The sequence below is a fragment of the Streptomyces sp. NRRL B-1140 genome (assembly GCF_001280065.1).
GTDB lineage: Bacteria > Actinomycetota > Actinomycetes > Streptomycetales > Streptomycetaceae > Streptomyces.
Genome location: NZ_LGEA01000036.1, coordinates 172,830 through 193,194, shown reverse-complemented (window position 1 = coordinate 193,194; position 20,365 = coordinate 172,830). Strand labels below are relative to the sequence as shown.

Sequence of the window (20,365 nt, the reverse complement as noted above, 5' to 3'; positions counted from 1 at the left end):
TCAACTAACGCTCCTGCTGGTGAGTGGGCCGTGGGTGGCTGCCGGTCTGGGTGGACCCGGCCTGACGACCCTGTGCGATTCCCCGACGGAGATTGGTCAGCCGGCCGCGCACGTCATCGGGCGCACGCGAGACCTGGGGACCGCTCTGGTGGGTTTGCTGCTGCGCCGTGCCCGGGACGAGGTTGGCCCGGGGTACCCGGCGCGGCAGGCCGGAGGTGGTGATGCCCCCCGCGGCGGGCTGACGGACTCGCTCGGCCTGGCGGACGAGGTCGTCGTTCGGCGAGGTGCGCCAGCCGGCGGGGGCGGACCGCTGCGGACCGGTGGGTCCCTGCGGTTGCTGCGGGGCGGCAGGGGCGGAGCCGTTGTTCTGCGGCGGCTGCTGCTGCTCCTCCTGCTGGCCGTGGAACCAGTTGGTTTCCAGCGTGTCGTACAGCGGTGTGCGACCGTCGCCCGGTCCGGGCGCCGGCGGCAGGGCCTCGGGCTCCTGCCGGACCGGCCGCGCCTGCGGGGCGGGCGGACGCGGGGCACCGAAGTCGGCCGGGCCCCGGTCGCCGCCCGGCTGCGGCCGGTCGAACCGGCCCGTGCCCGCGGGGTCGGCCGGCGTGGCCGGACCCGGAAGGGTGGGCCGCCCGGAGCCGTTGTCCTGACGCGGGGCCGGGTACTGGCTGCCGTTGTCCTGGCGGGGTGCCGGGTACTGACCGGTCGAGCCGTTGTCCTGGCGCGGGGCCGGGTACTGGCTGCCGTTGTCCTGGCGGGGCGCGGGGTACTGACTCGCCGAGCCGTTGTCGTAGGCCTGCGGCGCCGGGTACTGGCCCGACGCGGACGAGGTGTCGGGGCGACCGCCGGGGGTGCCGAAGACGTCCGGGCGGACGAACTGGCCCTGGCCCTGCGAGGTGTTCGCGCCGGGGCCGAACGGGTCCGCCTGCTGGGAACCTCCGAAGTCACCGGGCGATCCGAAGCCCTGCCGGTCGTCGTCCCGCGGCACGGCCGGCATCTGTGCCGTCGCGCCGAAGCCCTGCCGGTCGTCGCCGCGCGGCAGCGACGACGTACGGGAGAGGTCGGGCTCCTCGTGCCCGCGCGGGGCGTCCAGCGAGGCGCGCGGCGCCGGCGGCTGGGCGTTCTCGTCGCTCCAGCTCGGCACGCGCGGCTGCGCGTCACCGCCGGGCAGCTCGGCACGCGGTCCGCCGCGCGGCGGCAGCTGCGGCCTGCGGCCCGTGCCCTGCTCGGGGTCGCCGCCCTGCTTCTTGCGGCTCCGGCCTCCGCCGAAGGCGTCCTGGCCCTGCGGCCCGTTGGTGCCGGCCGCCTGCAGACCCTGCGGGGCACCCGGCGCCTGCTGGCCGAACCCGGTGCCCGCCGGAGCGGGACGGCCCTGCGGGGAACCACCCTGCTCGAACGACGAGGTCCCCGGACCCTGCGGCCCGCGCGCTCCACCGGGCGCTCCCGGACGGCCGCCGTCCGCGTCGCGCCCGGGCAGCGCGGCCCGCGGGCCCTGACCGGAAGCGAGCCGGCCGCCGCCGGAGGCACCGCCACCGAAGGCCCCGCCGGACGCACCGGCGCCGAGAGCACCGCCGCCCTGACCGGACCCGGCGGCACGCCGGGCCGCGGCCGCACCGGCGGCGGCCTGCGCGGCGGCGGGACCACCACCGACGGGAGGCTGACCGGCCTGCTTGGGCTGGGGCTTCCTGCCGCCCTGGGCGACATCGACGGGCAGCATGACCAGCGCGGTCGTGCCGCCGGAGTCCGACGGACGCAGCTGGATGCGGATGCCGTGCCGCTGGGACAGCCGGCCGACCACGAACAGACCCATGCGGCGGGAGACGGAGACGTCCACCGTCGGGGGAGAGGCGAGCCGCTCGTTGATCGCCGCCAGGTCCTCCGGCGACAGACCGATACCGGTGTCGTGGATCTCGATGAGCACCCGGCCGTCGGGCAGGGCGTGACCGGTGACCTTGACCTTGGTCTGCGGCGAGGAGAAGGAGGTCGCGTTCTCGAGCAGCTCGGCGAGCAGGTGCACGAGGTCGTTGACCACGCGGCCCGCCACTTCGGTGGTGGGCACCGAGGCCAGCTCGATGCGCTCGTACTGCTCCACCTCGGACGCGGCGGCGCGGAGCACGTCGACCAGCGGGACCGGACGGGTCCAGCGGCGGCCGGGCTCCTCACCCGCGAGGACGAGGAGGTTCTCACCGTTACGGCGCATACGCGTGGCGAGGTGGTCGAGCTTGAACAGCGAGGACAGCTGGTCCGGGTCGGCCTCGCGGGACTCCAGCTCGGAGATCAGCGACAGCTGGCGCTGGATCAGACCCTGGGAGCGGCGCGAGAGGTTGGTGAACATCGCGTTGACGTTGCCCCGCAGCAGGGCCTGCTCGGCGGCGAGGCGGACCGCCTCGCGGTGCACGTCGTCGAAGGCCGCGGCCACTCGGCCGATCTCGTCCCGGGAGTGCACACCGACCGACTCCACGGACGTGTCGACGTCCTGCGGGTCGGACTCGGAGAGCTGCTTGACCAGCTCGGGCAGACGGTCGGAGGCGACCTTGGTGGCGGTGTCCTCCAGGCGGCGCAGCGAGCGGATCATGGACCGCGCCACGACGAAGGCGCCGACCAGCGACACACCGAGCACGATCAGGATCAGGACACCGGAGATGATCGCGTCGCGCTCGGTGGCGCTGCGCAGCTCGCGGGCCTTCTGTTCCATCTCCTCGAGCAGGGTGTGCTCGATGTTCTTCATCTGCTGGATCTTGGTGGAGCTGTCGTCCAGCCAGTCGCGGTAGGACCGCTTGTCCTGCTGGGCGAGACCGCTCGCGGATTTCAGGGCGCGACCCGCGTAGGTGTCGGTCGCCTTGATGGTGGAGTTGCCGCCGTCCTCGATCGGCTTCAGCAGCTCGGCGGCGGCGTCCTCGCCGTAGATGCTCTTGAAGCTGCGGATCTCGGAGTTCTGGCTCTCCAGGGCCGACTCGGCGTAGAGCCGGTCGTTCGGCGAGAGCTTGCCGGCCGTGGTGTTGCTCGCGGGCAGGGCCGCCGCGAGGGCCGCGCGCTGGATCGAGGAGTACTCCTTGGCGGAGGAGAACGCCGCGAGCGCACGCGTGCGCTGGATCATGTCCGGGTTGCTGGTCGCCTCGGCCATGTCCTGGGAGAGGTCGATCAGGTTCTCGATCAGACGGTGGTACGCCTCGACCGTCTGCGTGGAGTTGCCCTCGGAGGCGTAGGCGCTCTTGCGGATCTGCTCCAGGTCGCCCAGTTCGCCGGCGAGCTGCACGAGGTACTCGCGGACGCCCTTGAGGTTGCCGTCCTTGCTGGCGCCGTCGATCTCCTCGGAGCTGTCGAGGAAGTTCTTCCTCGCCCGGTCGGTCTTCTCGCGAAGCCCCTTGACCGTGAAGTCGCTCGCTTTGCCGCCGTGCGCCAGCGGGCCGGCCGACTGGTCGCGCTCCTCCTGGAGCGCGGCCGACAGCTCGGTGGCCTGCTTGGTCATGTCGGTCAGCAGCTTCATGTTGTCGAGCTGCTGGATGTCGTCCATGGACTGGTCGATACGCAGCGCGCCCAGCGAGGTGGCCGCGACCACCGGGAGGGCGAGCAGCGACACCAGTCGCGTGGAGATGCGCCAGTTGCGCAGGGCTATTCGCGACCCCGGGCCGGTCGGGCCCGTCGGCGGCTTCAGCGCCGGGGAAGAACCCGCGGCTCCCGACGGGGCCGACGCACCGGCGCGTGCGGAGCGCTCACCGCCGTCACCTGCCGGGCCCTGGTTCTGGGCGTGCTGGGGCGCGGGGCCGCCTTTCACGGGGCCAGTCCCGCCGTGCGGCTCCGGCTCCGCCGAAGCGCTGCCATCCCTCTTGAAACGTCCCTGCACTAGCGTCGCAACCTCTGGACCAGGCACCCCGTCGCCTGAACGGCGGGGCACGGTGTCGGCGTTCTGGGGACGCCCTGAAAACGCCCCCGTGGTGGTCGTGAGTGACCGGCGCCGGTTTCCCCTTCTCACCGCCACTCGGCGCGTCTGTGCGCCCCCTGTGCGCCGGCTCGATCCTGCGGCGGTCCGTGAGATTCCAGCACAGCACAGGATCTCCAACAAGGCCCGTAGGCCGAGCCGTGATGTAGGTGACACCACGTGAGTGACGGATCACCGGTCGTAGAAAGCGAGTTCACCCATTTCGGGCAGAAACCCGCGAGTCGACAGGCCGTGCCCGGTGTCCCGGTCGTGTCCCAGTCGCCATGATCAGCAGCGGAATGATGGCTTCAGTGGGCCAATGTCCGTTTCGTTGGGGTGAATCGCGAGTCCGAATTGACCGATTCGCCCTCTGATTCGTGAGAAAACTCACATGCCGATCATGACCCCTGCGCGACAGGGCCGGGGAATCGGATGTTTAGCCTGACGCTTTACAGCGATGGCACAACCGACAACCCGCGCCCGTGCGGGGGTTCAGCACCCTCCGGGCGCCCGTCACAGGACAGGGTCAAGTAAACAGTGAAGACGACGACGATGTTCCACAAGATCGCCAACCCGCGACGCACGACGCTGGCACACCTGAACGACGCCGACGAACTGCAGACGCCGGAGCAGCCGGAGCACCCCGTCGACCTGCCGGCCCAGACCGCAAACCCCAAGCGCACCGTCCTCATGGAGATCCCCGTCGCGGCCGCCGCGGCCGCGGAGTGACACCTGCTAGTACGCGTGCCTGCCGCCGGATGCTCACGGCGGCGGGACCGGATTTCCGAGGGGCGCCCCCTGTGACGGGGGCGCCCCTCCGTGCGTGCACGGGCGCCCCGTGTAATGCGCGGGGCGAGTCCGCCTCCCCGCGTTAGCCTGGACCGTCAGACTCCAGCCGCTTCAGTCAAGGGGCCAAGCAACCCGTGCGCATCGCCAGGTTCTCCATCGACGGGAACGTCGCCTTCGGCGCCATCGAGGGCGACAAGCAGGACGAACTCGTCCTGAACATCATCAAGGGCATCCCGTTCGCGGACTTCGAGCTCTCCGGCACGAAGGTGCCCGTGAGCAAGGTCAGGCTGCTGCCGCCGGTGCTCCCCAACAAGGTCGTGGCCTTCGGCCGCAACTACGCGGAGCACGCGCGCGAGCTGGGCAACGAGGTGCCCGACGCCCCCTTCGCCTTCTTCAAGCCCTCCACCTCGGTGATCGGCCCCGGCGACGAGATCCAGTACCCCTCCTTCTCCGAAGAGGTGCACCACGAGGCCGAGCTGGCCGTGGTGATCGGCCGGATGTGCCGCGAGGTCCCGCGTGAGCGCGTCAAGGACGTGATCTTCGGCTACACCTGCGCCAACGACATCACCGCCCGCGACGTGCAGAAGCGCGAGAAGCAGTGGGCCCGGGCCAAGGGCTTCGACAGCTCCTGCCCGCTCGGCCCGTGGGTGGAGACGGACCTGGACGCGAGCGACCTCACCATCCAGCTCACGGTGAACGGCCAGCAGCGCCAGCTCGGCCGCACCAGCGAGATGATCCACTCTGTCGAGGACCTGATCGTCAACATCTCCGAGGCCATGACGCTGCTCCCCGGCGACGTCATCCTCACGGGCACCCCGGCTGGGGTCGGCCCCCTCAACGTCGGCGACGAGGTCGCCGTCACCATCGAAGGCATCGGCACTCTCACCAACAAGGTTGTCAAGCGTGGCTAGCGCACCCGGCACTCCAGTACGCGTCCGTTTCTGTCCCTCGCCCACCGGAAACCCCCACGTGGGCCTGGTGCGCACCGCCCTGTTCAACTGGGCGTTCGCCAAGCACCACCAGGGCACCCTGGTCTTCCGCATCGAGGACACCGACGCCGCCCGCGACTCCGAGGAGTCGTACACCCAGCTGCTCGACTCGATGCGCTGGCTGGGCTTCGACTGGGACGAGGGCCCCGAGGTCGGCGGCCCGCACGCGCCGTACCGCCAGTCGCAGCGCATGGACCTCTACAAGGACGTCGCGCAGAAGCTGCTCGACGCCGGCCACGCCTACCGCTGCTACTGCTCCCAGGACGAGCTGGACACCCGCCGCGAGGCCGCCCGCGCCGCCGGCAAGCCCTCCGGCTACGACGGCCACTGCCGTGAGCTGACCGCCGCCCAGGTCGAGGAGTACCAGGCCCAGGGCCGCGAGCCGATCGTCCGCTTCCGGATGCCCGACGAGACGATCACCTTCACCGACCTGGTCCGCGGCGAGCTGACCTTCACCCCGGAGAACGTCCCGGACTACGGCATCGTCCGCGCCAACGGCGCCCCGCTGTACACCCTGGTCAACCCGGTCGACGACGCCCTGATGGAGATCACCCACGTCCTGCGCGGCGAGGACCTGCTCTCCTCCACGCCGCGCCAGATCGCCCTGTACAAGGCGCTGATCGAGCTGGGCATCGCCAAGGAGATCCCGTCCTTCGGCCACCTGCCGTACGTGATGGGGGAGGGCAACAAGAAGCTCTCCAAGCGCGACCCGCAGTCCTCCCTCAACCTGTACCGGGAGCGCGGCTTCCTCCCCGAGGGCCTGCTCAACTACCTCTCGCTGCTCGGCTGGTCCCTCTCGGCCGACCAGGACGTGTTCTCGATCGACGAGATGACCGCGGCCTTCGAGATCTCCGACGTGCAGCCCAACCCGGCGCGCTTCGACCTCAAGAAGTGCGAGGCGATCAACGGCGACCACATCCGCATGCTGGATGTGAAGGACTTCACGGAGCGCTGCCGCCCCTGGCTCCAGGCGCCGTTCGCCCCCTGGGCCCCGGAGGCCTTCGACGAGACCAAGTGGCAGGCCATCGCGCCGCACGCGCAGACCCGCCTCAAGGTCCTGTCGGAGATCACCGACAACGTCGACTTCCTGTTCCTGCCGGAGCCGGTTGAGGACGAGGCCTCCTGGACGAAGGCCATGAAGGAGGGCTCGGACGCCCTGCTGCGCACGGCCCGCGAGAAGCTCGACGCCGCCGACTGGACCTCGGCCGAGTCACTCAAGGAGGCCGTCCTGGCTGCCGGCGAGGCACACGGCCTCAAGCTCGGCAAGGCCCAGGCCCCCGTCCGCGTCGCCGTCACCGGCCGCACGGTCGGCTTGCCGCTCTTCGAGTCCCTGGAGGTCCTGGGCAAGGAGACCACCCTGGCCCGGATCGACGCGGCGCTGGCGAAGCTGGCCCCGTAGAGCGGAGCACCACACGGCGAGGGCGGCGTCCGGTCCCGGGCGCCGCCCTCGCCGCGTCCGCCCGCCGGTCACCCGGGGTCGGGCCCGCTCCCGCCCCCCTCGTGACGACAGGGACGGACCTCACCCTCACCGGCACCATGACCCCGGGCTGAGCCGGGGACGCGGTGGGTACGGTCACGGCATGAGCATCCAAGCCGTGGTCTGGGACGTCGACGACACCCTCTTCGACTACACCACCGCCGACCGCCTCGGCATGCGCGCCCACCTCACGGCCGAGGGCCTGCTCGACGGCTACGACAGCGTCGAGCAGGCCATCGAGCGCTGGCGGGAGATCACCCACCTGCAGTGGGCCCGCTTCTCGGCCGGCGAGGCCACCTTCGAGGAGCAGCGGCGCGACCGCGTACGGGTGTTCCTCGACCGGGACCTCTCCGACGCCGAGGCCGACGCGTGGTTCCAGCGGTACGTCACTCACTACGAGGCGGTCTGGACCCTCTTCCCGGACGTCCTGCCGGTCCTCGACGCCCTCTCCGCGAGCCACCGGCACGCCGTGCTCTCCAACTCCAGCCTCCACGTCCAGGACCGCAAGCTGCGCGCCCTCGGCGTCCACGACCGCTTCGAGACCATCCTGTGCGCGGCCGAGCTCGGCGTCTCCAAGCCCGAGGCCGGGGCGTTCCTCGCGGCCTGCGACTTCCTCGGGCTGCCGCCGCACCAGGTCGCCTACGTCGGCGACCACCCGGAGATCGACGGCCGGGGCGCCGCCGACGCGGGACTGCTGTCGGTGTGGATCGACCGCGGCGGCCGGTACGCCACGATCGAACCGCCCGTCGGGCCGCACCGCATCGCGTCCCTGGGTGAACTGCCTTCCCTCCTCGGCCCGGATAGTCGTTTTGGAGCCCCGTCCACCTTCGGGTAATGTTCTTCCTGCGCCGCGGGAGCGGGCCGGAAGGCCGGAACCCCAGGCGCACAGCTAGAACACGAACCCCCACGGGGATTGCGTTCCAGTGGCCTATGGTGTAATTGGCAGCACGACTGATTCTGGTTCAGTTAGTCTTGGTTCGAGTCCAGGTAGGCCAGCTCGCAGAGCTCATCTGCATCGCCCCCGTTGTGTAGCGGCCTAGCACGCTGCCCTCTCAAGGCAGTAGCGCCGGTTCGAATCCGGTCGGGGGTACTGGTTCCGAAGATCGGCAGATCGACGATCATCTCGGGACTGCTAGGGCCCCCGTTGTGTAGCGGCCTAGCACGCCGCCCTCTCAAGGCGGTAGCGCCGGTTCGAATCCGGTCGGGGGTACTGACTGGTCTAAACCACATTGGTCTATGGTGTAATTGGCAGCACGACTGATTCTGGTTCAGTTAGTCTTGGTTCGAGTCCAGGTAGACCAGCTCGGACCTGCGGCGGTGTAGTACAAACGCCTGCAGAGTCCACGCCCCCGTTGTGTAGCGGCCTAGCACGCCGCCCTCTCAAGGCGGTAGCGCCGGTTCGAATCCGGTCGGGGGTACAACAGGGAAGGCCCTCCACTTCGGTGGAGGGCCTTCTTGGCTTTCAGTGGCGCGGGGAACTGCGCGAGCAACCGCCACCGGCCCGCACGCGACGATCAAACCGTCGTGCCATGGCGCGTGGTGGGGAAAGGCCTGCCGCGGCGTTGAGGCCGACCTCTCCCGAAACGCTCCGTCGGTTCAGCCGGTACGCCGCAACGCCTCGGAGAGGCGTCCTGCGGCGTCGATCACAGCTTGCGCATGCATCCGCCCCGGGTGCCGGGTCAGCCGCTCGATCGGCCCGGACACGGACACGGCCGCCACTACGCGGTTAGAAGGCCCCCGCACCGGTGCGGACACCGACGCGACGCCCGGCTCCCGCTCACCGATCGACTGGGCCCAGCCCCGCCGCCGCACACCCGACAGGGCCGTCGCCGTGAAGCGCGCCCCCTGCAGGCCGCGGTGCAGCCGCTCGGGCTCCTCCCAGGCCATCAGGATCTGGGCCGAGGAGCCGGCCTTCATCGTGAGCGTGGAACCGACCGGGACCGTGTCCCGAAGGCCGGACAGGCGCTCCGCCGCGGCGACGCAGATGCGCATGTCGCCCTGACGGCGATAGAGCTGCGCGCTCTCACCCGTGATGTCCCGCAGGTGCGTGAGCACCGGTCCGGCGGTGGCGAGGAGACGGTCCTCGCCCGCGGCCGCGGCAAGCTCGGCCAGGCGAGGGCCGAGAATGAAACGACCCTGCATGTCGCGCGCCACCATGCGGTGGTGCTCCAGGGCCACGGCCAGGCGGTGGGCCGTGGGTCGTGCCAGTCCGGTGGCGCCGACCAACCCCGCGAGGGTGGCCGGACCGGACTCCAGAGCGCTCAGGACGAGGGCCGCCTTGTCCAGAACGCCGACGCCGCTACTGTTGTCCATGAAACGATACTCGCGTCTCACTCTGTGAAACGCAAGTTCAATTTTCCGTGGAACGCGCCACCCTGGAATCACGAAGTCACAACGGCCCGTGACGTAAGGGCCTGGCGGTGTGTGCCCGGAATCAGGGGTACGGGCACTGCCTCCTCAAGATCTCTAGTTGGGTCGGCGGACCGTCGCCGGCCGGAGGGAACAGCGATGGGTAGGACACTCGCGGAGAAAGTCTGGGACGACCACGTCGTCCGGCGCGCGGAGGGCGAGCCCGACCTTCTCTTCATCGATCTGCACCTGCTGCACGAGGTGACCAGCCCGCAGGCCTTCGACGGTCTGCGCAAGAGCGGCCGCACGGTGCGGCGTCTGGACCTCACCATCGCCACCGAGGACCACAACACCCCCACCCTGGACATCGACAAGCCGATCGCGGACCCGGTCTCGCGGGTGCAGCTGGAGACGCTGCGCAAGAACGCCGCCGAGTTCGGCGTGCGTCTGCACCCGCTGGGCGACGTCGAGCAGGGCGTCGTGCACGTGGTGGGCCCGCAGCTGGGTCTGACCCAGCCGGGCACCACCGTGGTGTGCGGTGACTCCCACACCTCGACGCACGGTGCCTTCGGCGCGCTGGCGTTCGGCATCGGCACCTCCCAGGTGGAGCACGTGCTGGCCACCCAGACGCTGCCGATGTCCCGCCCGAAGACCATGGCGATCACGGTCGACGGGGAACTGCCCGACGGCGTCACCGCCAAGGACCTGATCCTGGCGATCATCGCGAAGATCGGCACCGGCGGCGGCCAGGGCTACGTCCTGGAGTACCGCGGTGAGGCCATCGAGAAGCTCTCGATGGAAGCCCGCATGACCATCTGCAACATGTCGATCGAGGCCGGCGCCCGCGCCGGCATGATCGCCCCGGACGAGACCACCTTCGCCTACCTTCAGGGGCGTCCGCACGCTCCCGAGGGCGAGGACTGGGACGCGGCCGTCGCGTACTGGAAGACGCTCAGGACCGACGAGGACGCCGAGTTCGACGCCGAGGTGGTCATCGACGCCGCCGAACTGTCGCCGTTCGTCACCTGGGGCACCAACCCCGGGCAGGGCGCACCGCTTTCGGCGTCCGTCCCCGATCCTGCTTCGTACGAAGACGCATCGGAGCGCTACGCCGCCGAAAAGGCCCTGGAGTACATGGGGTTGGAGGCCGGGCAGCCGCTGCGCTCCATCAACGTGGACACCGTCTTCGTAGGCTCCTGCACCAACGGCCGCATCGAGGACCTGCGGGCCGCCGCCGAGCTGCTGAAGGGCCGCAAAGTCGCCGACGGCGTACGGATGCTCGTGGTCCCGGGCTCCGCGCGGGTCGGTCTGCAGGCCGTCTCCGAGGGCCTGGACGTGGTGTTCAAGGAGGCCGGCGCCGAATGGCGGCACGCGGGCTGCTCGATGTGCCTGGGCATGAACCCCGACCAGCTGGCCCCCGGTGAGCGCTCCGCGTCCACCTCCAACCGCAACTTCGAGGGCCGGCAGGGCAAGGGCGGACGCACCCACCTGGTGTCGCCGCAGGTCGCGGCCGCCACCGCCGTCCTCGGTCACCTGGCCTCCCCGGCCGACCTGTCCGACGCCGCAACCCGTACGCCCGCTGGAGTCTGATCAGTCATGGAAGCCTTCACCACCCACACCGGCCGGGCCGTCCCGCTGCGCCGCTCCAACGTGGACACCGACCAGATCATCCCCGCCCACTGGCTCAAGAAGGTCACGCGCGACGGGTTCGAGGACGGGCTGTTCGAGGCCTGGCGCAAGGACGCGTCGTTCGTGCTCAACCAGCCCGAGCGGCAGGGCGCGAGCGTCCTGGTCGCCGGCCCCGACTTCGGCACCGGCTCCTCGCGTGAGCACGCCGTCTGGGCACTGCAGAACTACGGCTTCAAGGCCGTGATCTCCTCCCGCTTCGCCGACATCTTCCGCGGCAACTCGCTCAAGAACGGCCTGCTCACGGTCGTTCTGGAGCAGAAGACCGTGGACGCGCTGTGGGAGCTCACCGAGAAGGACCCGCAGGCGGAGATCACCGTCGACCTCCAGGCTCGCGAAGTGCGCGCCGAGGGCATCACCGCCGCCTTCGAGCTGGACGAGAACTCCCGCTGGCGGCTGCTGAACGGCCTCGACGACATCTCGATCACCCTGCAGAACGAGGCGGACATCGCCGCCTACGAGGCCAAGCGCCCCGCCTTCAAGCCGCGCACCCTCCCGGTCTGACCCCGGACACGGTCCGCCGCCTGAGAGCAAGGCGACTTTCGGCCAGAGCAACATCCCCTCTGTACCCCCGATCAGCCCGATCGGGGGTACAGCCGTCTCTGCACCCGAACGGCCCTGCCCACCCGCTGTTCGGCTGCCAACTTCCCGCGTTAAGCCCGTGGTTGCTGGGGTAAGCGAGGGGTACAGCCGTGACTTCCACGTGTGCCGGGAAGGCCGTTCGAGGCGGCAGTTGTCCCCTGCGCAGGCGACAACTCGCCCCAGATGGCACAATCTGTGCATGGAACACGACGGCCAACTCGAGCTCTATGCGGCAGTCGCGGACCAACTCAAGGAAGCGCACACAAGAGTGCGCGCACTGCAAGTCCCGGAGGGCGTACGGATGGCGCTGACCCGGAAGCTGCTGGTCATTACGGCCGCGGCCAAGCACGATCTCGCCGACGCGGCAAGGCGGCTTGAGCGGTTCAATACGGACCTCGACGAGGGACGTCTCCCCGTCGAGGAACGCTGAGCCTCTCGGCACCGTCGAGTTCGCTGCGGCACAAGGGTGATAAGCCCGTTTCGTGTTTGATTTGCGGTATATATCTGCCTAACGTGCGAAAAGCTTGAACAGTTTCGTTCTGGCGATGTCTCCGAAGGGGAAGACGTGAACAAGGCGCAGCTCGTAGAAGCGATTGCCGACAAGATGGGCGGCCGCCAGCAGGCCGCCGACGCTGTCGACCATGTACTGGACGCCATCGTCCGAGCGGTCGTCTCGGGTGAGCGGGTCTCGGTCACCGGCTTCGGTTCGTTCGAGAAGGTCGACCGCCCGGCCCGGTACGCCCGTAACCCCCAGACGGGCGAGAGGGTTCGGGTCAAGAAGACCTCCGTTCCGCGCTTCCGCGCCGGTCAGGGCTTCAAGGACCTGGTCAGCGGCTCGAAGAAGCTGCCCCGTGGCGGCGAGGTCTCCGTCAAGAAGGCGCCGAAGGGCAGCCTGAGCGGCGGTGCCGGCGCGACGGTCAAGAAGGCCGCCGCGAAGAAGGCGACCACCAAGTCGGCCGCCGCGAAGAAGACCACCGCCAAGAAGACGACGGCGAAGAAGGCCACGACGAAGACCGCGGCCGCGAAGAAGACCACCGCGAAGAAGGCGCCCGCCAAGAAGACCACGGCGGCGTCCAAGACCACCGCCGCGAAGAAGACGACCGCGAAGAAGGCCCCGGCGAAGAAGGCCACGGCCAAGAAGGCGCCCGCCAAGAAGTCGACGGCGCGCAAGACCACCGCCAAGAAGACCACCGCCCGCAAGAAGTAAGGGCAACGGGGTACTCACGCGCCGGGCCGGACTCCGCACGGAGTCCGGCCCGCGGCGTGTTCAGCACGTGGTCAAAGGGTCTGCAGGGTCACCAGAGTGATCCGGAGGGCGTCCTGCGCCCCTTCCACCTCGATGCGTACCCGCTGGCCCGGGCGCAGCAGTCTGAGGCCACCGGCGTCGAAAGCGGCCGCGTCGAAGGGCACCGGGGTGCCGTCGTCCAGGAGCACCTGCCCGCTGCGGCTTTCGGGGTCGTACGTGTACGCGGTCGCCTGCATGTCCGCAGCCTACTGCCCGGGTATCAGCAACCGCGCGGCGGCCGAGGCCGTATGAGGACCGACCCCCAGGGCCAGCGCGCTGCGCAGGTCGTCGCCGGTGTCCACGTCCTGGCGTACGGAGTCGACCGCGGTCAGGGGCAGTTCCACGGCCCCGGACGCCCGGTGGCGGGCCCGGGAGTCCGTGCCGAATGCGGGGCGCAATTCCCGGCCCGGGGCGGCGGACAGCAGGGTCGTTCCGATTGCGGCCGCGTCCGGGAGAAAAGCGCGCGGGAATTCGGCGGCGGCATCGAGCACCCGGGACAATTCCGCCGGACGCAGGGCGGGCAGATCGGCGTTCAGTGCGGCCACCGCCCGGTCCGGGCGGACGGACCGTACGGCCCGCGTCGCGTGTGCGAGGGCGGCGTTGAGGCCGCCGCCCGGCTCGTCGGGGATGATCGCGGCGCCCAGCGCGGCCAGCTCGCGGCCCGCCCGGAGATCGTCCGTGACGACTGCCACATCTCCCACCCCGGGGCAGGCCAGCGCGGCCGCCACCGTGTCCTGGGCGAAGGCCAGCGCCAGGTCCGGCCGCAGCCCGTCGTCCGCGGTGTCCGCAAGCCTGCTCTTGGCCTGGGCCAGGGGCTTCAGGGGTACGACCAGGGTCCACTGCACGGGTGTTCCGTCCTCCTCTTGTCGCGGTCATTGTCACCCGGGGCCTCGGGCGGGCGGCGTGCCGGGGCGTACGGTGTTCTCGACAGACCGGCGGCCTGGGGCGACACTTGTGCGGCCCCCCGTGGCCCCGGCTTCAGGCCCTAGAGGAAGGTGTCCGCGTGCCCCGCCGCAGAATCGGCTTCTGGTACCGCTTCGCCGCGGTGATCTGCAAACCGCCGCTGGTGGTTCTGCTCAGGCGGGACTGGCGTGGAATGGAGCACATTCCGGCCGAGGGCGGATTCATCACCGCGGTGAATCATAATTCGCACGTCGACCCCTTCGCTTACGCTCACTTTCAGTACAACACCGGGCGCGTCCCGCGATTCCTCGCGAAGAGCGGGCTTTTCAAGAAGGGATTCGTCGGAGCCGCGATGCGGGGCACCGGGCAGATCCCCGTCTACCGCGAGAGCACGGACGCGCTGAGCGCCTTCCGGGCCGCGATCGACGCCGTGGACCGCGGGGAGTGCGTGGCCTTCTACCCGGAGGGCACCCTCACGCGCGACCCGGACGGCTGGCCCATGACCGCCAAGACCGGGGCGGCACGCGTCGCCCTGCAGACCAGGTGCCCGGTCATCCCCGTCGCCCAGTGGGGCTGCAACGAGTTGCTGCCGCCGTACGCGAAGAAGCCGAACCTGCTGCCGCGCAAGACGCACCACGTGCTCGCCGGGCCGCCCGTGGACCTCGCGCGGTTCTACGACCGGGAGATGACCGCGGAGCTGCTGAAGGAGGCCACGGAGGTCATCATGGCCGCCGTCACCGCCCAGCTGGAGCTGATCCGCGGGGAGAAGGCACCCACGGTGCCGTACGACCCGCGCCGGGAGCGGATCGAGCAGCGGCGCCGCACACAGGCACAGACACATACGCACCGGGAGGCCGGGCAGACCGTGCAGGAAGAGGGGCTGGGCAAGTGAGCAAGCCGGTCAAGGCGGCGGTTCTGAGCGCCGGTTCGTGGGGTACGGCCTTCGGCATGGTGCTCGCCGACGCGGGGTGCGAGGTCACCTTGTGGGCGCGCCGCCCGGAGGTCGTGGAGGCGATCAACTCCACGCGGACCAATCCCGACTACTTCCCGGGCGTCGAGCTCCCGGAGAACGTGCGGGCCACCACCGATCCCGCCGAGGCCGCCGCGGACGCCGACTTCACGGTGCTGTCGGTCCCCTCGCAGACCCTGCGCGGCAACCTCGCCGAGTGGAGCCCGCTGCTGGCCCCCGACACGGTCCTGGTGTCGCTGATGAAGGGCGTCGAGCTCGGCTCCGCGATGCGGATGAGCGAGGTCATCGACGACGTCGCCAAGGTCGGCCCGGAGCGGATCGCCGTGGTCACCGGGCCCAACCTGGCACGGGAGATCGCCGCGCGGATGCCGGCCGCGGCCGTGGTGGCCTGCACCGACGAGGCCGTCGCCCAGCGCCTCCAGGCCGCCTGCCACACGCCGTACTTCCGCCCCTACACCAATACGGACGTGGTGGGTTGTGAACTGGGCGGGGCCGTGAAGAACGTCATCGGTCTCGCCGTCGGCATCGCGGACGGCATGGGCCTGGGCGACAACGCCAAGGGCTCGCTCATCACCCGCGGCCTCGCCGAGACCACCCGGCTCGGCATGGCCCTCGGCGCCGACCCGCTGACCTTCTCCGGGCTCGCGGGTCTGGGCGACCTCGTGGCCACCTGCTCCTCGCCGCTGTCGCGCAACCACACCTTCGGCACCAACCTCGGCAAGGGCATGACCCTGCAGGAGACCATCGCGGTCACCAAGCAGACCGCCGAGGGCGTCAAGTCCTGCGAGTCGGTGCTCGATCTGGCCCGGCGGCACGGCGTCGACATGCCGATCACGGAGACGGTCGTCGGCATCGTGCACGAGGGCAAGCCCCCGGTGGTGGCCCTCAAGGAGCTGATGTCGCGCAGCGCGAAGCCCGAACGACGCTGAGCGACGCGAGGCCGGCGGCGCTTACCAGTGGCCCTACCAACGGGTACTCTCAACCCGATATGAGCACCGAGAACCTCCCCCAGAGCCCCGAGCAGCCGCCTCGTAAGCCGCGTGTGGCCGTCGTGTTCGGCGGGCGCAGCTCCGAACACGGGATCTCCGTGGTCACCGCCGGCGCCGTCCTCAAGGCCATCGACCGGACGAAGTACGACGTCCTGCCGATCGGCATCACCCAGGACGGGCGTTGGGCGCTCACGGCGGACGAACCGGAGCGGATGGCGATCGTCGACCGGCGCCCGCCGAGCGTCGACGCCCTCGCCGAGTCCGCCGAGGGCGGAGTGATCCTCCCGGTCGACCCCGCCAGCCGCGAAGTCGTCTACAGCGAGCCGGGATCGGTGCCCAAGGCGCTCGGCGAGGTCGACGTGGTCTTCCCGGTGCTGCACGGCCCGTACGGCGAGGACGGCACCCTCCAGGGCCTGCTGGAGCTCTCCGGCGTCCCGTACGTGGGTTCGGGCGTGCTCGCCTCGGCCGTGGGCCAGGACAAGGAGTACATGAAGCGGGTGTTCACCTCCTTCGGGCTGAAGGTCGGCCCGTACGTGGTGGTGCGCCCGCGCGAGTGGCAGCAGGACCAGGCGGCCGCCCGCAAGAAGATCGTCGACTTCGCCGGCGAGCACGGCTGGCCGCTGTTCGTGAAGCCCTCGCGGGCCGGCTCGTCGATCGGCATCACCAAGGTCGACGACCTCTCCGGCCTCGACGAGGCCATCGCCGAGGCCCAGCGGCACGACCCGAAGATCCTCGTGGAGGCCGCGCTGCACGGCCGTGAGATCGAGTGCGGTGTCCTGGAGTTCGAGGACGGCCCCCGCGCCTCCCTCCCCGCGGAGATCCCCCCGCCCCAGGCCCAGGCGTACTACGACTTCGAGGCCAAGTACATCGACTCGACCCCGGGGCTCGTCCCGGCGCCGCTCACCCCGGAGGAGACGGCCGAGGTCCAGCGCCTGGCGGTCGACGCGTTCGACGCGGCGTCCTGCGAGGGCCTGGTCCGCGCGGACTTCTTCCTCACCGAGGACGGCGAGTTCGTGATCAACGAGATCAACACCATGCCCGGCTTCACGCCCATCTCGATGTATCCGCAGATGTGGCAGGCGAGCGGGGTGAGCTACCCGGAGCTGATCGACCGGCTGGTGCAGGCGGCGCTGCGGCGCTCGACGGGCCTGCGCTGAACCGACCAGCGAGGGGCGCGGGGAACCGCGCGATCAGCCACGGACGCCCCGCGGACTTGGAGACGAGGGCACCGGCACGGCGCTCAGGAGGCGATCCCCTTGGGGATCGCCTTCTTCACTGCCGCGGCAAGATCGATCAGCACACCCGAACTGTCCGCGCCCTCGGGCGCCCGGACCTCGACGTACGCCTCCCGGTTGGCGGTGGTGAACACGTACCCCCCGCCGTCCTGCTCCTCCATCAGCCAGTCGACCCCGTTCACGCCCCCGGCGACGGCATCCGGATCCCGTCCCTCGGCGACCTTCGGGTCGACCATCTTCGGCGGCTGCGGCACACCGCAGCGCAGTATGATCGCCGGGCTGCCCCAGCCCGCCGTCAACGCCGACGCGGGCTCGGGATCCGCACGGCGCTCACCGTCCACCTTCGCGGGCAGTACCTTGTCCAGGTTCCGGCACAGTCCCGCGACCTTCGCGTCCGGACTGGGAACCGCCGCCGACGCGCTGTCGTCTGCTGAGGAGCAGCCCGCAGCAGTGATCAACAGCGCGACAGCGGGCAGGCGGAACACGCGGAAGACACAACGGTGCCGGTGACGGAAAGAGTTCACCGGCACAGGGTAGACGGGGGCTACAGATGGACGACCGGGCAGGTCAGGGTGCGGGTGATGCCGTCCACCTGCTGGACCTTGGCGACCACCATGCGGCCGAGATCGTCGACGGTGTCGGCCTGGGCCCGCACGATCACGTCGTACGGTCCCGTCACGTCCTCGGCCTGGATCACCCCAGGGATCTTGCCGATCGTCTCGGCGACGGTCGACGCCTTGCCGACCTCCGTCTGGATCAGGATGTACGCCTGTACCACGGAACCTCCAGGGCGGCCACGAGGATCATGTGGGGAAAAGGAACGCCACGGTATCGCGTCGCCGCTCGCCGCGGGGAGACCCACGGGGACCGGGTTGTGCGCGCCGGGGTGCAGGTCCGGCAGAACTTGACGGTCACTTCGACCGTAACGAGGACCGAGATGCCTCGCGACCGGGCACGGACAGGGACAGAAGGGGAGCAAGGGCAATGAAGGGCACTGTTGGTGAGCTCGGTGAGTTCGGGCTCATCAGGGAGCTCACCTCCCGTCTGACCACCACCCCGGCGGTCCGGGTCGGCCCCGGCGACGACGCCGCCGTGGTGGCCGCGCCCGACCGCAGGGTCGTGGCGAGCACGGACATCCTGGTGGAGGGCCGGCACTTCCGGCGTGACTGGTCCACGGCCTACGACGTGGGCCGCAAGGCGGCCGCGCAGAACCTCGCCGACATCGCCGCCATGGGCGCCGTGCCGACCGCGCTGCTGCTCGGCCTCGCCGTCCCGGCCGAACTGCCGGTGACGTGGCCGAGCGAGCTGATGGACGGCCTGCGCGACGAGTGCCAGGTGGCGGGCGCCGCCGTGGTCGGCGGGGACGTCGTACGCGGCGACTCGATCATGGTGTCGATCACCGCGCTCGGCGATCTGCGCAACCAGGAGCCGGTGACGCGGGCGGGTGCCCGGCCCGGTGACCGTGTCGCGGTGACCGGCTGGCTGGGCTGGTCGGCCGCCGGGTACGCGGTGCTGTCGCGTGGGTTCCGCTCACCGCGGGCGTTCGTGGAGGCCCACCGGCGCCCGGAGCCGCCGTACCACGCGGGTCCGGCCGCCGCCGGCCTCGGGGCGACCGCGATGTGCGATGTGAGCGACGGGCTGATCGCGGACCTCGGGCACATCGCCGAGGCGAGCAAGGTGCGGATCGACATCCGCTCCGGGGCGATCGACATCCCGTCCCAGATGAACGACATCGGGCAGGCCGTCGGGGTCGACCCCATGCAGTGGGTGCTGACCGGGGGAGAGGACCACGCGATCGTGGCGACCTTCCCGCCGGACGTGAAGCTGCCCGCCCGCTGGAAGGTCATCGGCGAGGTCCTCAACCCCTCGGCGCTGCCCCAGGTGACGGTCGACGGGGCGCCGTGGACCAGCAAGGGCGGCTGGGACCACTTCGGGGACATAGAGTCATGATCCCGGGCGTCCTGACGGTGGCGGGCTCCGACTCAGGCGGCGGCGCGGGCATCCAGGCCGACCTCAAGACGATGCTCGCGCTCGGCGTGCACGGCATGAGCGTCGTGACGGCGGTGACCGCGCAGAACTCCCTCGGCGTGCGGGGGGCTTGGGAGCTGCCCGTGGAAGCCGTGCGGGCCCAGTACCGCAGTGTCGTCGACGACATCGGCGTGCAGGCGGTCAAGACGGGCATGCTGGCCTCGGCGGAACTCGTCGAAGCGGTCGCCGACTTGATCGCGGGGACGGACGCACCGGCGGTCGTCGACCCGGTGGGCGTCTCCAAACACGGCGACGCCCTGCTCGCCGCCTCCGCGCTGGACTCCGTCCGCACGAAGCTGCTGCCGGCGGCGACGGTCGCCACCCCCAACCTCGACGAGGTGGCCCAGATCGCGGGCGTACGGGTCGAGGCGGAACGCGACATGCGCACGGCCGCCGAGGCCGTGCTGGCGTACGGGCCGCGCTGGGTGCTGATCAAGGGCGGCCACCTTCCCGGGGACGCCGTCGACCTGCTCACCGACGGCTCGGAGGAGCACTGGCTGCGGGCGCCGAGGCATGACAACCGCCACACGCACGGCACCGGCTGCACCCTCGCCTCCGCGATCGCCTCCCAGCTCGCCAAGGGACAGTCCGTGCCGGAGGCGGTGGCCGCGGCGAAGGACTACGTCACGGAGGCCGTCGCGGCGGGGTTCGCGCTCGGCGGGGGGATCGGGCCGGTGGATCACGGCTGGCGCTTCCGGACGGGCACCGAACGCTGACGACGTCGACGACCAGGCCCGGAGCGCGGCCCGCCCGCCGGAGGCAGGCACGGCAAAGAGCCGGTCCACCAGAAGTGGACCGGCTCTGCAGCGAACCAGCAGTGGCCGCGCGCTAGCTGAGCGTCAGCGCGAGACCTTGCCGGCCTTGATGCACGAGGTGCAAGCGTTCACGCGCTTCGGCGTCCCGCCCACCACGGTACGCACACGCTGGATGTTCGGGTTCCAGCGACGGGGCGTACGGCGGTGCGAGTGCGAGATGTTGTTGCCGAAGCCCGGCCCCTTGCCGCAGACGTCGCAGTTGGCAGCCACGGGTCACTCCAAAGACTTCAGATGCACTTACGGTTGATCCCGGCAGGCCGGGATCAAGACTCTCGGGCTGTGAACAGCCGGTCGAAATCTGAGTGGCGTTGCCAGGGGGAAGGCCCGATCAGATCGGGCAACTGGAGCAGCA

General features: G+C 70.5%; 20 protein-coding genes and 5 tRNA genes. 18 read left to right on the top strand and 7 right to left on the bottom strand.

Annotated elements, in window-relative coordinates:
- Positions 1–4: 4 nt before the first annotated feature.
- Positions 5–3,841 carry a nitrate- and nitrite sensing domain-containing protein gene (locus ADK65_RS06190; protein ID WP_053668779.1) on the bottom strand — a complete coding sequence of 1,279 codons (3,837 nt, stop codon included), beginning with the start codon at positions 3,839–3,841 and terminating at the stop codon, positions 5–7.
- A gap of 612 nt (positions 3,842–4,453) precedes the next feature.
- On the opposite strand from ADK65_RS06190, the gene ADK65_RS06185 reads away from it, so the two are divergent.
- From ADK65_RS06185 to ADK65_RS06145, 9 genes are all read left to right on the top strand, one after another.
- Positions 4,454–4,645 (top strand): hypothetical protein, encoded by a 192-nt coding sequence (locus ADK65_RS06185; RefSeq protein ID WP_053668778.1) that lies wholly within the window; start codon positions 4,454–4,456, stop codon positions 4,643–4,645.
- A 194-nt stretch (positions 4,646–4,839) separates the two neighbouring features.
- The gene (locus ADK65_RS06180) at positions 4,840–5,616 is read left to right on the top strand and encodes a fumarylacetoacetate hydrolase family protein (protein ID WP_053668777.1); all 777 of its coding nucleotides are present in this window, start codon (positions 4,840–4,842) and stop codon (positions 5,614–5,616) included.
- Positions 5,609–7,093 (top strand): glutamate--tRNA ligase, encoded by a 1,485-nt coding sequence (gene gltX / locus ADK65_RS06175; protein ID WP_078955830.1) that lies wholly within the window; start codon positions 5,609–5,611, stop codon positions 7,091–7,093. The genes ADK65_RS06180 and gltX overlap by 8 nt, the downstream gene beginning before the upstream one ends.
- A gap of 181 nt (positions 7,094–7,274) precedes the next feature.
- The gene (locus tag ADK65_RS06170; RefSeq protein ID WP_053668775.1) at positions 7,275–8,006 is read left to right on the top strand and encodes an HAD family hydrolase; all 732 of its coding nucleotides are present in this window, start codon (positions 7,275–7,277) and stop codon (positions 8,004–8,006) included.
- Positions 8,007–8,095: 89 nt separating this feature from the next.
- Positions 8,096–8,167: transfer RNA gene (locus tag ADK65_RS06165), tRNA-Gln, on the top strand.
- A gap of 21 nt (positions 8,168–8,188) precedes the next feature.
- Positions 8,189–8,261 (top strand) — tRNA-Glu (locus ADK65_RS06160).
- Positions 8,262–8,308: 47 nt separating this feature from the next.
- A tRNA-Glu gene (locus ADK65_RS06155) sits at positions 8,309–8,381 on the top strand.
- 20 nt (positions 8,382–8,401) lie between these two features.
- Positions 8,402–8,473 (top strand) — tRNA-Gln (locus tag ADK65_RS06150).
- A 43-nt stretch (positions 8,474–8,516) separates the two neighbouring features.
- Positions 8,517–8,589 (top strand) — tRNA-Glu (locus ADK65_RS06145).
- Between the two features lie 178 nt (positions 8,590–8,767).
- Here the strand turns inward: ADK65_RS06145 and ndgR are convergent.
- Positions 8,768–9,484: an IclR family transcriptional regulator NdgR gene (gene ndgR / locus ADK65_RS06140; RefSeq protein ID WP_003993203.1), complete on the bottom strand. Its 717-nt coding sequence runs from the start codon at positions 9,482–9,484 to the stop codon at positions 8,768–8,770.
- 195 nt (positions 9,485–9,679) lie between these two features.
- Between ndgR and leuC the strand changes: the two genes are divergently transcribed.
- The 4 genes from leuC to ADK65_RS06120 all read left to right on the top strand — a co-directional run bounded on the left by leuC (position 9,680) and on the right by ADK65_RS06120 (position 12,995).
- Positions 9,680–11,110, top strand: a complete 1,431-nt coding sequence (leuC, locus tag ADK65_RS06135) for a 3-isopropylmalate dehydratase large subunit (RefSeq protein WP_053668774.1) — start codon at positions 9,680–9,682, stop codon at positions 11,108–11,110.
- A 6-nt stretch (positions 11,111–11,116) separates the two neighbouring features.
- Positions 11,117–11,710 carry a 3-isopropylmalate dehydratase small subunit gene (gene leuD / locus ADK65_RS06130; RefSeq protein WP_053668773.1) on the top strand — a complete coding sequence of 198 codons (594 nt, stop codon included), beginning with the start codon at positions 11,117–11,119 and terminating at the stop codon, positions 11,708–11,710.
- Positions 11,711–11,987: 277 nt separating this feature from the next.
- Positions 11,988–12,218 carry a hypothetical protein gene (locus ADK65_RS06125; RefSeq protein ID WP_053668772.1) on the top strand — a complete coding sequence of 77 codons (231 nt, stop codon included), beginning with the start codon at positions 11,988–11,990 and terminating at the stop codon, positions 12,216–12,218.
- Positions 12,219–12,353: 135 nt separating this feature from the next.
- Entirely contained in the window at positions 12,354–12,995 is a 642-nt protein-coding gene (locus ADK65_RS06120) for an HU family DNA-binding protein (RefSeq protein ID WP_053668771.1), read from the top strand.
- Positions 12,996–13,066: 71 nt separating this feature from the next.
- On the opposite strand, the gene ADK65_RS06115 is transcribed toward ADK65_RS06120, so the two are convergent.
- Entirely contained in the window at positions 13,067–13,270 is a 204-nt protein-coding gene (locus tag ADK65_RS06115) for a hypothetical protein (protein ID WP_053668770.1), read from the bottom strand.
- A 9-nt stretch (positions 13,271–13,279) separates the two neighbouring features.
- Entirely contained in the window at positions 13,280–13,918 is a 639-nt protein-coding gene (cofC, locus tag ADK65_RS06110) for a 2-phospho-L-lactate guanylyltransferase (RefSeq protein ID WP_053668769.1), read from the bottom strand.
- Positions 13,919–14,076: 158 nt separating this feature from the next.
- Between cofC and ADK65_RS06105 the strand changes: the two genes are divergently transcribed.
- From ADK65_RS06105 to ADK65_RS06095, 3 genes are read left to right on the top strand one after another with little or no spacing between them, the layout of a single operon-like run.
- On the top strand, positions 14,077–14,868 hold the full coding sequence (locus tag ADK65_RS06105) for a lysophospholipid acyltransferase family protein (protein ID WP_053668768.1): 792 nt from the start codon (positions 14,077–14,079) through the stop codon (positions 14,866–14,868).
- The gene (locus tag ADK65_RS06100) at positions 14,865–15,875 is read left to right on the top strand and encodes an NAD(P)H-dependent glycerol-3-phosphate dehydrogenase (protein WP_053668767.1); all 1,011 of its coding nucleotides are present in this window, start codon (positions 14,865–14,867) and stop codon (positions 15,873–15,875) included. The genes ADK65_RS06105 and ADK65_RS06100 overlap by 4 nt, the downstream gene beginning before the upstream one ends.
- Positions 15,876–15,934: 59 nt before the next feature.
- Positions 15,935–17,092 carry a D-alanine--D-alanine ligase family protein gene (locus ADK65_RS06095; RefSeq protein ID WP_053668766.1) on the top strand — a complete coding sequence of 386 codons (1,158 nt, stop codon included), beginning with the start codon at positions 15,935–15,937 and terminating at the stop codon, positions 17,090–17,092.
- 83 nt (positions 17,093–17,175) lie between these two features.
- Here ADK65_RS06095 and ADK65_RS06090 read toward each other — a convergent pair whose 3' ends face one another.
- Both ADK65_RS06090 and ADK65_RS06085 read right to left on the bottom strand, forming a co-directional pair.
- Positions 17,176–17,694, bottom strand: a complete 519-nt coding sequence (locus ADK65_RS06090; protein ID WP_053668891.1) for a DUF3515 domain-containing protein — start codon at positions 17,692–17,694, stop codon at positions 17,176–17,178.
- Between the two features lie 20 nt (positions 17,695–17,714).
- Positions 17,715–17,948 carry an Lrp/AsnC family transcriptional regulator gene (locus tag ADK65_RS06085; protein WP_029384521.1) on the bottom strand — a complete coding sequence of 78 codons (234 nt, stop codon included), beginning with the start codon at positions 17,946–17,948 and terminating at the stop codon, positions 17,715–17,717.
- A gap of 206 nt (positions 17,949–18,154) precedes the next feature.
- Between ADK65_RS06085 and ADK65_RS06080 the strand changes: the two genes are divergently transcribed.
- Both ADK65_RS06080 and thiD read left to right on the top strand, forming a co-directional pair.
- Complete coding sequence (locus ADK65_RS06080; RefSeq protein WP_053668765.1) at positions 18,155–19,120, top strand: thiamine-phosphate kinase; 966 nt, start codon at positions 18,155–18,157, stop codon at positions 19,118–19,120.
- Positions 19,117–19,914 carry a bifunctional hydroxymethylpyrimidine kinase/phosphomethylpyrimidine kinase gene (gene thiD / locus ADK65_RS06075; RefSeq protein ID WP_053668764.1) on the top strand — a complete coding sequence of 266 codons (798 nt, stop codon included), beginning with the start codon at positions 19,117–19,119 and terminating at the stop codon, positions 19,912–19,914. The genes ADK65_RS06080 and thiD overlap by 4 nt, the downstream gene beginning before the upstream one ends.
- A 123-nt stretch (positions 19,915–20,037) precedes the next feature.
- Here the strand turns inward: thiD and rpmB are convergent, their stop codons facing one another.
- A complete protein-coding gene (gene rpmB / locus ADK65_RS06070) occupies positions 20,038–20,223 on the bottom strand; it encodes a 50S ribosomal protein L28 (protein WP_004924906.1) in 186 nt (61 codons plus the stop codon).
- Positions 20,224–20,365 lie beyond the last annotated feature (142 nt).